This is a genomic window from Pinibacter soli, from assembly GCF_029961145.1.
Lineage (GTDB): Bacteria > Bacteroidota > Bacteroidia > Chitinophagales > Chitinophagaceae > Pinibacter > Pinibacter soli.
This window is the reverse complement of record NZ_JASBRG010000001.1, coordinates 242352-258861: the sequence shown is the minus strand read 5'-3', so window position 1 is coordinate 258861 and position 16510 is coordinate 242352. Positions and strand designations below refer to the sequence as shown.

Annotated in this window: 9 protein-coding genes; 6 read left to right on the top strand and 3 right to left on the bottom strand. The window is 42.6% G+C overall.

Features of this window, described 5'->3' with window-relative positions; translation table 11 throughout:
* Window positions 1-172: 172 nt before the first annotated feature.
* From QJ048_RS01060 to QJ048_RS01035, 6 genes are all read left to right on the top strand, one after another.
* Entirely contained in the window at window positions 173-2737 is a 2565-nt protein-coding gene (locus QJ048_RS01060) for a T9SS type A sorting domain-containing protein (RefSeq protein ID WP_282332457.1), read from the top strand.
* Between the two features lie 721 nt (window positions 2738-3458).
* A complete protein-coding gene (locus QJ048_RS01055) occupies window positions 3459-4445 on the top strand; it encodes a helix-turn-helix domain-containing protein (RefSeq protein ID WP_282332456.1) in 987 nt (328 codons plus the stop codon).
* Window positions 4446-4788: 343 nt separating this feature from the next.
* Window positions 4789-5916, top strand: coding sequence for a hypothetical protein (locus QJ048_RS01050; RefSeq protein ID WP_282332455.1), 1128 nt, complete (start codon window positions 4789-4791; stop codon window positions 5914-5916).
* Between the two features lie 216 nt (window positions 5917-6132).
* Window positions 6133-7266, top strand: coding sequence for an efflux RND transporter periplasmic adaptor subunit (locus QJ048_RS01045; protein WP_282332454.1), 1134 nt, complete (start codon window positions 6133-6135; stop codon window positions 7264-7266).
* Window positions 7267-7304: 38 nt separating this feature from the next.
* Window positions 7305-10469, top strand: a complete 3165-nt coding sequence (locus tag QJ048_RS01040) for an efflux RND transporter permease subunit (RefSeq protein WP_282332453.1) — start codon at window positions 7305-7307, stop codon at window positions 10467-10469.
* Window positions 10470-10640: 171 nt separating this feature from the next.
* Window positions 10641-12020, top strand: a complete 1380-nt coding sequence (locus tag QJ048_RS01035) for an efflux transporter outer membrane subunit (RefSeq protein WP_282332452.1) — start codon at window positions 10641-10643, stop codon at window positions 12018-12020.
* A 318-nt stretch (window positions 12021-12338) separates the two neighbouring features.
* Here the strand turns inward: QJ048_RS01035 and QJ048_RS01030 are convergent, their stop codons facing one another.
* The 3 genes from QJ048_RS01030 to QJ048_RS01020 all read right to left on the bottom strand — a co-directional run bounded on the left by QJ048_RS01030 (window position 12339) and on the right by QJ048_RS01020 (window position 16494).
* Window positions 12339-13478, bottom strand: a complete 1140-nt coding sequence (locus tag QJ048_RS01030; RefSeq protein ID WP_282332450.1) for a BamA/TamA family outer membrane protein — start codon at window positions 13476-13478, stop codon at window positions 12339-12341.
* Window positions 13479-13700: 222 nt separating this feature from the next.
* A complete protein-coding gene (locus tag QJ048_RS01025; RefSeq protein WP_282332449.1) occupies window positions 13701-15065 on the bottom strand; it encodes an amidohydrolase family protein in 1365 nt (454 codons plus the stop codon).
* 73 nt (window positions 15066-15138) lie between these two features.
* A complete protein-coding gene (locus QJ048_RS01020; protein WP_282332448.1) occupies window positions 15139-16494 on the bottom strand; it encodes a hypothetical protein in 1356 nt (451 codons plus the stop codon).
* Window positions 16495-16510: the final 16 nt, after the last annotated feature.

Sequence of the window (16510 nt, the reverse complement as noted above, 5' to 3'; positions counted from 1 at the left end):
CCTACCTTTGCAATCAGTTTCATACTTACTATACATTACAGAAAACGTTTTTATAATTCCTGTCTGAAAAGCGAGCCTGGTTAAATCCGGAAGCAACAATTTCTTTTGGGCTCGCAATAACCAGTCACTCATGATCGCAATCGTTCATAGGTGGCTTTAAATTCAGTTATACATGAAAACGTATGTAATCCTTCTTTTTCTCATGCTACACGTTGTTGTGGCAAATGCGGCCCAGCTCTTTTGGGTTGGAACTTCCTCAAGTGATTGGAACGATAAGAACAACTGGTCAACAGTTTCCGGAGGTGCAGGCGGGGCCGGTGTTCCGGGCGCGTCAGACGATGTGTATTTTGATCAGGCCCTCACTCCTTACAACTGCGTGTTAAATAATACCGCTGTAATTAATAATATCACTATTTCCGGTGGGGCACTTTCGCTGGGTAATGCCGGCTACTTAACAGTTCAGTCGAAGTTTGCCCTCTCTGCCGGAACCTTTGATGCAGGAACAGGTAAGTTAAATATCTCTTCTAACCAGGTATGCTCAATAAGTGGTGGAAAGTTTAAAGCGAACCAGGGTTCAATATACCTGAAAGCAAATTTGAGCGTATCAAGCATCTCCGCGTTCGATCCCGGTACCAGCACAGTAACTATGGACAGCGCCTCCAATACTATTACGCTAGACGACCCTGCCGGCGGCTCTTTTAGATTTTATAACCTGGTTATCAATAAACAACCGGATGATCAATCAGCAAGCTTCAACCAGAATTTTGCGATTGATTCTTTCCAGGTAGATAACCTGCTTACACTTACCAACGGGAAGCTCGCAGGCGATGGCTTTTTCAAAATAGAGAAAGATTTAGTTGAAGCGTCAACCTTTGATGGAAGTTCGATTCCTATTGGTTGTACAGGGGCTAACACAAGTAACCTTACACTTAATGGGCCTTTGGCGGCAGGCGGACCTAGTACATTTGTAGGCATTGTAAAAAATACCAGCGCTACGGTGGTGAATGTTTACAGGGGAAATGAAGCGGGTATTGATGATACGATAAGAATAGGCAACGGGGGTAATTTTACAGTACTTCGCGGCACTATACAGTTCCCTGATAATTCACCTGTTATCAGTTACTTCAATAAGCTGATCATACAACCAGAGGGCACATTCAAGTCCACCTCAAATTATTTTTATAATAAAGGGGGACACGCAAATTATGGCGGTCAGTTTTTGCACAATAACGGTACATATGTATTTGCAAATTCGAACGTCAATAGCACTGAAGTTACCAACCATGTTGAGAATTTTTATAACGTTCAATTAAACTGCACTAGCGTAGAACCAACGTCGAAAGATTCGCTGGTTGTTAATGGCAAGCTGACACTTGTTACAGGAGTTATTGACGGTTCCAAGGGAGGTGATGCAACTATCATTCTAAAAGGCGATCTTAATGCAACCACATCGGTGGCTGAAAAGTACCTAATAAGTTTGAGTGTTGTTGTTGCCGGCAATGGCGATCAGCACTTCTTCAATGCACATCCGGATAAAGTTGATTTCTTTAATTGCCCGGTAACAATTGATAAGCCCTCTGGACAAATAATACTGGACGCGCCTTTCAACGTATCCGGTTATGGAACTGCTCAGGCGCTTATCTTCAAAAAAGGAATTATTAAGTCGGCCACAGACGACAACTATCTTAAAATGGATCAAGGCTCTGTTACAGGCGCAAGCAATGCAAGCCATGTGGATGGGCCGTTTAAATATAAAAGCGGATGGAGTTCTGTAGAATATCCCGTCGGCAATGGCGGATTTTATGCGCCGGTTCGCATTACCGAAGAAGAATGGTCAAATTGCGCGCACAGTAATGACTATTTAACCGTAAGATATTTCAGGAAAAACCCATCGCCTCCTTATGACCTCACAAAAAAGAATGATCCGGTCAACTTAAAAAATATTAGCAACTGCGAATATTGGACAATAGACAAGGCTGCTCCAGGTGCTGATGTCAATATCTGGCTTTCTTATGATAATACGAGGAGCTGTGGTATTGCAAATCCAAGCAACCTACGTGTTGCAAGATGGGATGGTAGCCAATGGACAAATGGAGGAAATTCTTCTTCAAGCCCAAGCCCGTATGTAAAGTCTACGACTTACTATAATAGCTTTGGCCCATTCACTTTGGCAAGTACAGACGGGGGATTATTACCGGTTACGTTCCTTAGCTTTAAAGTAACGGATGATAACGGCAAGGCATACGTGCAGTGGAGCACCGCGAATGAGGTAAATAATGATCATTTTGAAGTTGAGCGCAGCAGTGATGGTCGTGCCTTTGAAGCGATCAGCAAAATTTACCCCAAGGATGACAATGCGTCTGCGGTGAAAAACTACAGTTTTGTTGATCAAACCGTAGGCAATGTAGTAGCATATTATCGCATCAAGCAAGTGGATATAGACGGTAAAGCGCTTTATTCATCTGTTGCCACCTATAAAGGAGTTGATGACAAGTCTGATTGGAGCGTTTCTTACAACAGCAGTTCAAAAATGTGTACAGTGTTTTTTGACCTGCCTTCCGGCCAATGTGTTGATGCAAGTATTTACAGCGTTAGTGGACAGTTGATCCTCAAACGTTCATTTGTTACCGATGGCTCCGACCGCAGGCAGTATTTGATGAACGCTGAGCCCGGCGTTTATTTTGTGAGGATTGCTACTCAAAATAATGTTTGGGTGAAGCAGTTTATTGTTCAGTAACTACGCGGAACCTATTAAATGCAAAAGGACAGACTTATTATGGTCTGTCCTTTTGCATTTAATGAAGGCATTGCCTGGCTAATAAATGTCGCTGCGATATGATTTAAAAAAAGATGCGAGTCACCACAGTGACTCGCTCTTTGTATACGGCTGTTCTTCATAGAAAGTGGATCTCTTTCTTCGCTGCTTAAACAGCAAACATGCCGTGGTTTTTCATAGCGTTATTGAACGCTGGTTTTTCTTCTGCTTGCTATTCATTATTCTGAATGCGTCGCATTTGAAGTAATTGGATAAGTCAAAAGTACCAACTGTGAATTACTGTGGCTTTCAAAAAACGGCAAATGCATTACAAGATCAGGCAGTGTTGAAAAAGTTTGCAGCGCTTAATGAATGCCTTTGTAATGTGCTGTAACAGAGCGCTTTTAAAGAGTATAAGGAGCGAAAGGGATAAATGGCCTTTAACATTATTTGAACCGTTTTTTGAAAGACTATTGACAGAATTAGAAATATGAAAAACCCTTCGCGTTGTAAGTTTGCACTATCAAATATGACAGCAATAAACGCTTTATCAGTATAGGGTTATTATCATAGTTTTCTTAGTAAGGTATGTATCCGGCTATTTCCATAGCCGGATTTTTTTGTTCCTGTCTGGCAGGAAACGTAAACGCTTTGAAACAGAACTTTTTGTTTTACCGGTTGTTAATCAACCCAACACTTTTCTATGAGAGAATTTCGCGTCAATCTGAGTGTTGACAAATCTAACTTCATAAAATTGTATGAACAGCTTTCAAAGTCATACCAAACCGGTGTAGCACTGGTAGGTAATTCGATTTCTCTCGACAATGAAACAGCGAAAGGCAAAATTGAGTTCTTCTCCATTACCCCACATATTTCCCTACTCAGGCTTAATGTTTTGTTTGGGGAGGAAATAGGCATAAGACGAATTGCAGTAAGAAAACCTTCTTTTTATTCCTGTCTGTTTTCTCTGAAGGAAAACATCGATCTGCATGCATTCGACAACGTGGATGAAGAGTTGAATCGCATCGGTCTTGCTGCAAAACATTCTGCGATTTTTTTCTCAGCAGACGTTCAAACGCTGTTTAAGGTGATCCCCAATGAAACATCGAAAGCAGTTATCATTATTTTTTCTAAGAATGCACTAACTGGTATGTGGGATAAAAACGACGATGAGCAGTTTAATGTATTTAACGGTGATACAGTAAAAGGGTACGCAGCGATGACTTCCGTAATGATAGACGAGGTAAACAAGCTATTTGAGTATGCCTGGAAGGAGGGTGCACAGAAACTTTTCTTTCTGGCATCAGTGTATAATCTGCTGGCTTCGCTGATACAGGAAATACACGTTGAAAGCAATAAGCTGCAGGAAGAAACGGGCATATTGGAAGCATCGAGGATGATTCAAATAAGAAACGTACTCGTGAGTGATCTCTCCGGCAATTGTCCCAGCATCGAAGATATGGCGCACAAGGTGCACATGAGCCTTACGAAGTTTAAAGTGTTGTTCAAACGCATGTTCAAATTATCCTACTATCAATACTATCAGCATTATCGCTTGCATGCTGCGAAAGAAAGTTTGACCATCGGCAAGTCGCCAACAGAAACCGCATACGAATTTGGGTTCGCCAATCTTGCGCACTTCAGTTACACTTTTAAAAAGAAGTTTAAAATATCTCCTACTGAAATTTGAAGGAAGGGTTATCGATAAACAAAAAAGCAGCGTCTGCTTTTCTATCATTCACGGACAAACGAACCTCGCCTGCCGCAATCTTGCAAGAAAATAAATTCACGGTTGTTCATTTAACAGTTAAATGCCTAAAAAGCAGGAAAGTCATGCTTTTACGGGGTAATTTGGATGTGTCCTGCGAACCGTTTTACAATACAGTTGTTTTGTAAAATACCAGGGGACATTTTTTTCGGATAAAACCCCGTCATACGCTTATGAAATGAGCGTGACAACAATGCTGCTATACAAAGACATTGTTAGTTTCATGCGAATTCCATCTGGCCAAAATAAAATAAAATACAGACAGATGAAAAAGCTTGGTATTTTCCTGACTCTGATAACCACTTTACTTTCAATTTCGTTTACCTATGGGCAATACACAACCGATAAAGTGGTAGGAAAGAAAAAGACTGACTTAAGAGATAGTCTTATTCGTTCCGAATACCCGTATATGCTACCGATCTGGGGCAAAAAGGTAGTAGCGAAAGGTTATAACCTTCCACATTCTGCAGGGCTGAGTATGCAGTACCTCTGGCAACAGTCGGACATTCTTATCAACAATTTACAAGTGGGATTTAATAACGGACCTAAATATAATCTCGACCAGATAGTTCGGTTCGACAAGGCGACATCAACTTCCAGTGGGATCAACATCAGACCCGATATTTGGTTGTTCCCGTTTTTAAATGTGTATGCAATTTTTGCTAAATCGCATTTGTCTACCGCCATCAATGCAGGCATTTATATTCCCGACAGCAGCGGCGCCTGGAATAAGATTTTGCCAATTAACACGAAAGCAAATTTTGATGCTACGACTTACGGATTTGGCCTTACACCCACGTTTGGTATCGGCGGTGCTTTTTTGGCGATTGATATGAACTTTACCTGGACAGATATTCCGGAACTTGAAAAGCCCGCATATGCATTTGTATTCGGCCCCAGGCTGGGTAAGAACTTTACTTTGCCTAATAAAAAAAGCAATATCGCCGTATGGGTTGGAGGCTTTCGCGTGAAACTGAATAGCGGAACAAGCGGCTCCCTGAATGCAACAGACCTTTTCCCTATAGACCAATGGCAAAGCAAACTTGATACAGGCTACATGAAAGTAAACAATGCTCAGCAGAATGTGAACGCATGGTGGAATGGCTTGTCAGACGCACAGCAAGCAAATCCTGTAAATAAGGCAAAGTATAACACTGCCAATAATGCACTGGAAAGAGCGGGGGGATTTCTTGATCAGGCATCGCAAGTGGTTAGTGGCGCGGGAAATGCAAGCGTGCAATATTCGCTTGATAAAAGGCCCAAGAACATGTGGAACTTCATTGTGGGAACACAATATCAAATAAATAAGAGCTGGATGATACGTGCAGAGTATGGTTTTCTCGGATCAAGGCAACAGTTCATTGGAGGATTGCAGTATCGCTTTGGATTGTAAAAAGCGGTTATGCATGGTGTTAGGAAACTTGTTGATTGTTAGGAGTAGCAGCACATGAAGCCTAACAACTTAACAAAAGATAATTTTTCAAACAGCAAACATTTCTGATTGATTGGCTGTTTAGGATTTGTTGACCGATACATACTCCAAAGAATAAAGTGTTTAATCGAAAGAAAAAAAATAATAAAGACGCTGGTTCATTGTAAAAAGATATTTATGAAGCCCTGTCAAGCAATACCGTTCCTTTTTCTTTTCTCCGCCTTTGCAGCGTGCAAAGACAAAAACGAAAAGACCGCTGCGCCCGTACCGGAAGTACAGGTTGTAAAAGTTGGTCAGAAAGATCTACCCATATATATGGAGTATGTCGGGCAAACCTTTGGTCAATCCGATGTAGAAATTCAACCGCGTGTAAACGGCTGGGTTCAGAACATCGCGTTCAAGGAAGGTTCGGCCGTTAAGAAAGGCCAACTCTTGTATGTAATTCAGGATGATGAATTGAAAGATCGTGAACAGGCTGCAAATGCAGAACTTGCACAAGCAAACATCATGCTGGTAAAATCCAAAGCAGATCTCGACAGGGTAAAACCTCTTGCAGACATGAATGCCCTAAGCAAGCGCGATCTTGATGCAGCACAGGCTACATATGATGCGCAAAAGGAAGCAGTACGCTCTGCTCAAGCCTCTCTCAGCAATGCACGCTTGCAATTAAGCTATTCAAGAATTACTTCACCTATAAATGGCATCATCGGTATATCGAAAGTGCAGGTAGGCGATTACGTGAAAAGCATCGGTCAACCACCAATCAATACTGTATCAACATTGGGTGCGCTGCGTGTGCGGTTCCCCATTACTGAAAAAGATTACCTCATGTACAGACAGAAGTTAAATGCTGATCAGGCCAGGAACCTTGAGGTAGAATTCGTTTTAAACGACGGTACTATTTTTCCTGAAAAAGGGAAACTTGATTTTGCCAACCGCGAAGTGGATCCTACTACGGGGTCATTGTTAGTACAGGCTGTTGTTGAAAATAGATCGAATCTGCTGCGTCCCGGTCAGTATGTGAAAGTTCGATTCAAAGCATATGAGTACCCGAATGCTATAATGGTTCCACAGGAGGCGATCAATCAAATGCAGAATGTGTATATGGCATATGTGGTGAATGATAGCAACAGAATAAATCCGCGTCCTGTAAAAGTAGGAGAAAGGTCGGGCAGCAACTGGGTTGTAACAGATGGCTTGAAACCAGGCGATAATGTGGCACTTGTGGGAAATGCCTTTATCAAGGCAGGCATGGAAATAAAGCCTGTGCCCAAAGCTTACTCCTACGACTCAACCACAACAAAGCAATAAGTCCGGTTACTTATTTATAAAACTTTATTACACCGTCCATGAGCGAGTTTTTTATCAGGCGCCCGATTTTTGCGATGGTACTTTCCATTCTGATGGTAGTACTTGGAGTACTGGTTCTAAAAGGTATTCCCATATCGCAATACCCAGAGATCACACCACCAATGGTACAGGTGAACGCTACTTACAATGGCGCTAATTCTGTAAACATGGAACAAACCGTAGCTACGCCAATTGAACAACAGGTAAACGGTGTGGAAAGAATGTTGTACATGCGTTCCGTAAATGCGAACGACGGTACTATGAGATTGGAAGTATCTTTCGAAGTTGGAACAAATCTTGACAATGCCAACATGCTTACGCAAAACCGTGTGGCACTCGCAAATCCATTTCTCCCTCCGGAAGTTACCGCAATGGGTGTATCAGTAAAGAAATCACTTACGTTTCCTCTGATGCTGGTATCACTATCTTCTCCCAAGAATACTTATGATTCCAAATTCTTAAACAACTACGGATTTATCAATGTCGTTGATGAATTAAAACGTATCAACGGTGTGGGTGACGTGTCTGTATTTGGTGGTTCAGAATATGCGATGCGAATATGGGTAAGACCAGATGATCTTTCCCGTTACAAACTCACCGTTCAGGACGTTATTAATAAACTGAAAGAGCAAAACCTTATCAAGCCGGGTGGTAGTTTTGGTGCAGAGCCTGCGCCAAAAGGTGTGCAGAATACCTACACCGCGATGTTGCAATCACGTCTTGTAACAGAAGAAGAGTTTGGAAGGATCATTTTAAAAGCAAATGAAAACGGTGCTCTCGTGCGTATGTCGGATGTTGCCAGGATAGAACTTGGAACAGAGAACTACACCATGACGAGCCGTATCAATGGTAGTGCCGCTTCTACAATCGCAGTATATCAAATTCCGGGATCAAACGCGTTGGCAGTTGCAGAGGCAGTGAAGAAAAGAATGGGTGAACTGGAACAAAGATTTCCGGTAGACATGAAGATGAATATTGCTCTTGATACTACACTAGCTGTTACAGAAGGTATCAATGAGATCATGCATACTTTATTTGAAGCAGTGGTCCTGGTAATTCTTGTGGTGTTCATCTTCCTGCAAGACTGGCGTGCCACATTGATTCCGTTGCTCACCGTTCCGGTTTCTTTGATCGGTACATTCATTGTGTTCCCACTGCTTGGTTTTTCTATCAATACACTTTCATTGTTGGGATTGGTACTCGCGATCGGTCTTGTGGTGGATGATGCCATTGTAGTGGTGGAGGCCGTAATGCACCACATCGAGCATGGTAAGTCGCCCAAGGAAGCGACGAGCATAGCCATGAAGGAAGTGGGTGGTCCGGTTATCGCCATTGCGGTAATTCTTGCTGCAGTGTTTGTGCCGGTGGCATTTACGGGAGGCATCACGGGAAGGTTGTATCAACAGTTTGCCATCACCATTGCGATTTCGGTTTTGTTCTCGGCATTCAATGCGTTGACGCTAAGCCCGGCGCTTGCAGCGTTGTTGTTAAAACCGCAGGGTCAAAAGAAAGGCTTGCTTGCAAAATTCTTCGCAGCGTTCAACCGCTTCTTCGATAAATTCACAAATGGCTATGTAGGCGTTGCAAAATTCTTTGCGAGAAAGCTGTTGATCACTATGCTCGTTCTTGTAGGTATTGTTGTAGCGACTGTATTTCTCGGCAAATCTATCCCATCAGGATTTGTGCCGGAAGAAGATCAGGGTTGGTTCCTGATAAGTACGATGTTGCCGGATGCGGCTTCGCTGCAACGCACTGACGATGTAACAAAAAGAGTAGAAGCGATTTTAAAGAACATTCCTGAAATAGAACTTTACACTACCGTAAATGGTAACAACCTTTTGAACAACACGGTGTCGCCAAACTCAGCCACATTCTTTATCACACTCAAACCTTGGCACGATCGTCACAAAACAGCGCTGGACCTGGTACAGGAGATCAATGCCATTTGTATGAAAGAAGTGTCTCAGGCAACGGTACTGGCCGTTGGTCCGCCGCCAATCATTGGTTTGGGTAACGGTAACGGTTTCTCGATGATGCTGCAAGATCGCGCAGGTAACTCTCCGCAATATCTCGCTGCAAATGCTCAGAAATTTATTGCAGAGGCGAGCAAACGCAAAGAAATTGGAAAAGTGTACACACTCTTCCGTGCGAACGTTCCTCAGAAAAATATTGAAGTAGACAAAGAAAAAGTTGACAAGCTCGGTTTACAGTTAAACGATGTGAACACAACTATATCATCCATGATGGGTGGTGCATTTGTAAACAACTTTAACCAGTTTGGGCGTCAATATAAAACGTACGTAATGGCGGATCAGAACTATCGTATGGCGCCACAGGATCTGCAACAATTCTATGTAAAGAATATAGGTGGAGAAATGGTGCCGGTAGGAACGGTGGCTTCAGTACGTGATACAACAGGTCCGCAATACACGAACCACTTCAATATTTATCGAGCCGCAGAAATTGGCGGTGTGCCCGCACGGGGATATAGTTCGGCGCAGGCATTGACAGCGTTGGAAGAAGTGGCTAAACAAGTATTACCGCAAGACATGGGTTATCAATGGAGCAACATTTCATTCCAGGAAAAACAAGCAGAAGGTTCATCCGGATCTGCCTTCCTGATGGCACTCGGTTTCGTATTCCTCATTCTTGCGGCACAATATGAAAGCTGGAAACTTCCGGTGAGTGTGCTTTTGGGAACGCCGTGGGCAGTGTTGGGCGCGTTCCTTGGACTGTTCCTGGCGGGTATAACATCATTGAGTTATGTAAACAACATATTTGCACAAATTGGTTTGGTAATGTTGATCGGTTTGAATGCGAAGAACGCCATCCTGATTGTTGAGTTTGCGAAGGCGAAACAGGAAGCGGGCGATCACGTGATGGATGCAGCGATTGATGGAGCGAAGCTTCGCTTCCGTCCGATCCTGATGACATCACTTGCATTCATACTTGGTGTAATTCCATTGTTGACCGCAAGCGGAGCAGGTGCAGAAGGAAGAAAGGTTATGGGTATGGCCGTGTTCTCAGGAATGATTGCAGCTACAGTGATGAGCGTTCTGCTGGTGCCTGCATTCTTTGTGTTGATTGAAAGAAAGAAGAAGAAGGCCGCGGCTGCTGCGGGTGAATCGAATCCACCCGATCAATCGCATCCACCGAGCCATTGATTAATTTGAAGATTTGAAAATTTGAAAATGGGATGGAATTGAAAATTGAAAGTTGAAGATTGAAAATGAAGAGAAGCAGGTTTCTAAGTCTTGTTGTGTCTTTGCACTGGATGAATTCTTAATTCCTAATTCCTAATTCTTAATTGTCACACGACGATTTTGTAATAGACAATGAAAACAAAACATGCATATCTTTTTCTCGCTGTCATACTGCTCTCCCTGAGTTGTATGGTGGGTAAGAAATATCAAAAGCCAACAGCGCCTGCTAACATTTCTTATAGAGATTCATTAGCGACGGATACAATGCCGTTGGCGAAATGGTTTGATGTTTATAAGGACACTGCTCTTGCAGCGATGATTAAAACTACTCTCGACAGCAACCGCGATCTGCTTACAGCTGCAGCACGTGTTGAAGAAGCACGTACACAAACTGCTGTTGTAAAAGCAAATGCCTTGCCTCAGTTTGGTTATTCTGCACAGGCCGGCGGAGGTCATGCGGGGCAATCTGCAAAAGACGTGGCCGCAGGCATAGAAGGTGGATTGATTAGTGCCTTTGGTGTCTTGAACTGGGAGCTTGATATATGGGGTAAGTTAAGGCATAACACTAGATCATTCCAGGCACAGTTTCTCGCGTCTGTGAACAATAGAAATGCATTGCAGGTAAGTCTTGTGTCTGAAGTAGCAACAGATTACTTTTTACTACGTGATCTTGATAACAGATTATTCATAGCGCAGCAAACACTTGAAAATAGAAAAGAGCGTACGCAAATTATTTCTAATAGATTTGAGAAAGGTTATGTGCCGGAGCTTGATAAATTGCAAGCCCAGCAGCAGGAAGCAATTGCGGCGGCCACTATTCCAAGTATTCAACGTGCAATTGTGCAAACGGAAAATGCCATTCGTCTTTTGATGGGACAAGGACCAGGCAAAGTGTCAAGAGGCTACAGCAATTTTGATCAAACACTTTCTCCCGATATTCCTGTAGGTCTGCCTTCTCAATTGCTGGAAAGAAGACCGGATATCATTGCCGCAGAAAAAAATCTGGAAGCACAGTTTGAACAAATTGGCGTAGCACAGGCAAACCGTTTCCCAACAATTAGTTTGACGGGTATATTGGGATTTGCAAGTCCTCAGCTAAGTTCATTCATTGATGCAAAAGGTTTTGTTGCGAATGGCTTTGGAAATATTACGGGACCCATTTTCCAATTCAATCAAAGGAAAAATTTAGTGGAAGTAGAAAAGAGGCGTACCGAACAAGCATCCTATCAATACCAACAAACTGTACTTGCTGCCTTTGGTGATGTAGATAATGCCCTGAATAATTATAAGACATTTAGTGAAGAATACGAACAAAGAAGATTCCAGGTGGAAGTGGCCAGCAAGGCGCTGAATTTATCTAAGGCAAGATATGACTTCGGTTATACCTCTTATATTGAAGTAATACTCATGGAGAATAATCTGTTCGATGCGCAACTGGATGCGTCACAAGCCTTGCAGGGCAAACTCAATTCGATTGTGTTATTATATAAGTCACTCGGTGGAGGATGGTAGGTGTGCGGTGTACGACAGTCTTTAGTGTGCGAGTTAAAAAATTTACCACTGAGGCACTAAGTTTCACTAAGGAGTGCAAAAGTATTTGGAAACACTTAAAAGATTGTAACGAATAACGCAAGATAGTAGAGACGCATTGAATGCGTCTTTTTTAATTTTGATGTTGTGAAGAAGTGTGTAACAGCCCGATAATGTAAAAGAGACGCATGCAATGCGTCTCTACGAAAGGTCCTAAATTTATTTGTAACATCGTCCTTTATCGGCGACCCCTTAGTGAAGCTTAGTGCCCTTAGTGCCTCAGTGGTAAAATGGATGGCATTAGAAAGCTTCCGCAAAATTGATATAGAACCCGCTGATTCCACCAGGTCCAAATCCCATATCAAAACGCATATTGGTATCGTGTTTGGAATCTACTCTGATACGAAGGCCACCACCATAAGAAAGTTTAAAACCTCTAAGCGCAAGGTTCTCGTATTTGTCTGCCACGCGTCCTGTACCTATCCAGCCCGTAATGCCAAATATGTTCCAAACCGGCATACGATATTCAATCTGTCCATCGAGCAACACTTTATCGCGAAAGGCACCCTGGTAATAACCGCGCATTTGGTTGTCGCCACCAAGCAACGCCAATTCATAAAACGGAACGTCACCAGTACAGTACGTTGTAGTGGCCTGTACCGCTATAACGTGCTTTAACCATGGACTGAAATATTTTCTTGCATCCAGCGTCATTTTGCCATATACATAAGAGCTCATAAAATCCGGCTGATATAGATATACCCCTATAATGTATGCGCCTTTGTGTGGATTGTAGCGATTGTCCCTTGTGTCATAAGCCGCATCCAAGCCAATGCCGGCTGTAAAGCCTCCCTGCACACCACTTACACTGTCTTTTATCAGGAAGCTTGCGCTATCCGGACGAATATTAAAGTAGCTGGAAATATTGAAAGGAATGCCCACATAAAAATCTTTGGCAATTCTTCTAAGTGTTGTCGCCGAAAATTTAAATCTTTCATATTGTACCTGCTCCTGGGTTTCTCTTGTAACATCATTGCCAATTCCAAAAAGATATTCCGGTTGTTTCTTATAGTTGACATAGGAAATAACGATGTATTTATTTTCCTTGAAAACCAGTTCTGTTGCAACTGAAATGTTGATCCTTCCTTTAGTAGAGAAGGTCATCACCTCAGATAATTTTGAAGGCTTTGAAATGGTGTCTTTCTTTGAGAGATTTAATACATTGAATTTTGCCAGGCCAAAAATATTGCCCGCGTCACTTGAGTAAGAAAATATAGGGACAGGAATAATCTTGAAAAGTTTCTCTGCCTTGGCATTAAACTTATCAAATTTGCTGCTGTCTTTTTTTACTATAGTACTATCCTGACCCGATACATTAACCGAGCTTAACAGTAACAATGTTCCAGCAAAAAATCGCATAGGCCTTTTGCTGTTATTCATGCGGTAGAATTTTTTTAATTAACACACACTTTTATCAATGTGTTTAGCTATCATTTTCAAATATCTAATCCAATGTCGTTTAGTTAGCCTGCTTAGAAAGAATAAAGAAAGTTGCTTGTCATCCCGAGGAACGAGGGATCTTGGTGCTTATTTATGCGAATTGCTCGCAAGTGTAAATTCCAGATCCCTCCTTCGTGGGGATGACAAGCGATATGCTTTACATCAATCCTGATTACCCGTTCCCGAACTAGTTGTTGATATTGGTACAGTCACCGTACTATCATTCTGGTGGGCCTTTTCCCACGCACGTACTGACACGCGGGCCTCATCAAACAGACGTGTATAGTTTCCTTTCAATAATTTATACCTGGCCTCAGCACTTAGCTGCGCAAGCAAAGGCTGATAGCTTCGATACACAGCCTGGTATTTTTCTGCATCAGGCGGAGCTACTTCATCAGTGCCAAACAAAAAGCGGTCAGGATATTTATTAATAAGTGTAGCGGTCGCTTTAATGGTTGCCGGAGTTCTTACAATATATTTTGCTACTTCACTCCAGGAAATATCAAAGCAAACATGACTAAGCGTTGGGTCCGCCAAAAATTTATCCAGGAAAGAAATCTGTTCTTCAACAGGACGTACGATTCTTCCTAATCCGCAGTGTGCCCAAATGATCTTTGTGTTTTTGTGCTTGCGAAAAAGATCTACAATCTGTTTGATAAGATAAGGATCCTGTCCGGACTTTGGGAAAGGCATATCAATATCATTGTGAAGAATGGAGAGTAAACCAGATTCTGCACAGAAGTCGAGGATGCGATCCAGTGCGGGATTGGTGAGTGATGCTACTTCGCCCGCAATTTTTGACGACACAAATTCTTTATGAATAGAGAATTCTCCAATGCCGCTGAACACGCCGGGAAACAATAACAACACACGTTTGATGTGGTCCGCCGCATACATGTCTGCAGGATTAAAACCCGTTATCATGGGGTCAAAGCGCTTTTGATCTTTGGCAGATAAAGAGCGATAGGTCATTGCGATATATGCATCGGTAAATGAATAATAGTACAACGGCGCGTCGCTGGCGAGATAATATGTCGGAGCAAAATCGCCGGTGTTTGAATACGACCATTGTTGTTGCAATGGAATGCCAAACAGTGTGGACCTGCCTGTTGTTGTTCCCATGATCGAAAGAAACTTTTGTATGCTGATGCCTTCCTGCACATAATTCGTTAAATGAAAGTGCGAGTCGAAAAACAAAGCTGTGTCAGCCGAAATTTGTTTTTTCGGTTGTGCATAGATGTGTGTAGTAGTCAACGAAAACAACAAAAACATGGCGCAACGGATGTGTATGTTTTTTAGATAAAAGGAAGGTGCAAATTTCATAAAATAGTTTTTGAGTTGAAATGGGTTCTTAACTTCCATCCAATGTGTCGGCACCGTCATTGCGAGCCCATGCGGAAATTGTATGTCTGTATTCATTAAAGCAAAGTCAAAAATCAGCGAGTGGGCGAAGCAATCTCCCAAGAACTCGGGCGGAGATTGCTTCGCCACGCCTGCTTTTACCGGAATCTTGTTTTTAATATTCATCGATTCATTACGTGCTGTGGCTCGCAATGACGATGCGAGCCGCAAATGTATCTATCAGCCTCTGGTTGTTTCACTACAAAAGAATATCACTTCCAAACGTAATGGTAGTGCCTGTTTGCCCGGCAGTATACAATCCAAACGTACCACCGGCAGCTGTTTTATATACATACATCACTTGTCCGTTAAGGCGCCAGCTGCGATTTTTGAAAGGATATAAATTGATGCCTCCACCAGCTTCCCATGGATGTCTTTTGAATTCATCAAAGAAGTAGGAGTGCGCTCCATACAGCATCAATTTCTGTGGAATGATCATTTTGTTTACCTGCAGGCTGTAGCCAAAATCATTTAGTTCGCTAAGTGGTAGCGGACCGTCTGCAGCGAATTTTGAAAGTTTTCTTCCGTAAAATTCTGCCTGAAGGTTGAAGCCACGGTACTTAACACCTGCGTCAATAGAAAACATATTGTACGTTGCGTTGTCTACAGTTACACCTTCAGCCAAGGCCCCTGTTTCAAAAAACAACACCCCGTCGGTCATTCTTATTTGTGTATTGTCCGGAGAAGGTGTGCCTATATTGTTAAATCTGTCTTCCCGGCTATTTACATAAGATGCTCCGAAACGAGTGGCGACTTCTTCGTGATTTTCAAAATCGCCGATTCCTCCACGTGGGCCAAATTCGCCTGTTGTAGGCATCCACCAGATTGATGCACTTTTTGCAAGGTTTCGTGTAAGTTTGGAAGCCTGAATGCCAAGTGTGCTCAGGTTATTGCCAAACATTACGGTGTAATAAAGTTTCGGAACAACTTCTCCTGTGATCCAGAAGCCATGCGTAAAACCTCCTCGTAATGCGTCTTCCCCCATGGTTCTATCCGTTGATGAATAGAAAGGAAAGCTCCCCTGCATGGAACGAACTGAAAGATTGGGGCCAACACCTAAGCCGAAGCGAAGATGGCTGTTCACCCTGTACTGCATGTTACCATAGATAAGTGTTTGTTGTGTGGTAAACACTGTCCACACTGTGGCTGCATAAGTAAACTTCGGTGTGCCCACCCAACCTGAAAACCAGATCATGCTACGGTGCCAGTAGAAATCGTTTCGACCTGTGAAATCATGCGACTTTCCTAAATGGTCCTGCCATGTTTGTGTGCCCGGCATTTGATTCAGGTAACGGGCCATCGCATAAATACTAATGTTAAGCGCTCCGAATTTTGTTCTCACCAAATCAAAACCACGTCCCGGTGTAAATTCACCACTTGCGTAATTTTTGTACGCGGTATCATTGATGACTGGTCCCCGCTTAATTTGGAAAGTTCCGTTCAATTGACTGTCAAGCACAGGTGTGTCGTTTTGTGCAAACAAATGAGTAGACAAGCCCAATAAGGATATTGCCAGGATAAGAAACGCTTTTATAAGAGCACGTTTTATAGTCATGTTCATGCATTGTTTG

Coding starts and splice junctions, on each gene's coding strand:
- QJ048_RS01025 (WP_282332449.1), bottom strand. CDS start 15,065: ATGAATATTAAAAACAAGATTCCGGTAAAAGCAGGCGTGGCGAAGCAA.
- QJ048_RS01055 (WP_282332456.1), top strand. CDS start 3,459: ATGAGAGAATTTCGCGTCAATCTGAGTGTTGACAAATCTAACTTCATA.
- QJ048_RS01035 (WP_282332452.1), top strand. CDS start 10,641: ATGAAAACAAAACATGCATATCTTTTTCTCGCTGTCATACTGCTCTCC.
- QJ048_RS01030 (WP_282332450.1), bottom strand. CDS start 13,478: ATGAATAACAGCAAAAGGCCTATGCGATTTTTTGCTGGAACATTGTTA.
- QJ048_RS01040 (WP_282332453.1), top strand. CDS start 7,305: ATGAGCGAGTTTTTTATCAGGCGCCCGATTTTTGCGATGGTACTTTCC.
- QJ048_RS01020 (WP_282332448.1), bottom strand. CDS start 16,494: ATGACTATAAAACGTGCTCTTATAAAAGCGTTTCTTATCCTGGCAATA.
- QJ048_RS01060 (WP_282332457.1), top strand. CDS start 173: ATGAAAACGTATGTAATCCTTCTTTTTCTCATGCTACACGTTGTTGTG.
- QJ048_RS01045 (WP_282332454.1), top strand. CDS start 6,133: ATGAAGCCCTGTCAAGCAATACCGTTCCTTTTTCTTTTCTCCGCCTTT.
- QJ048_RS01050 (WP_282332455.1), top strand. CDS start 4,789: ATGAAAAAGCTTGGTATTTTCCTGACTCTGATAACCACTTTACTTTCA.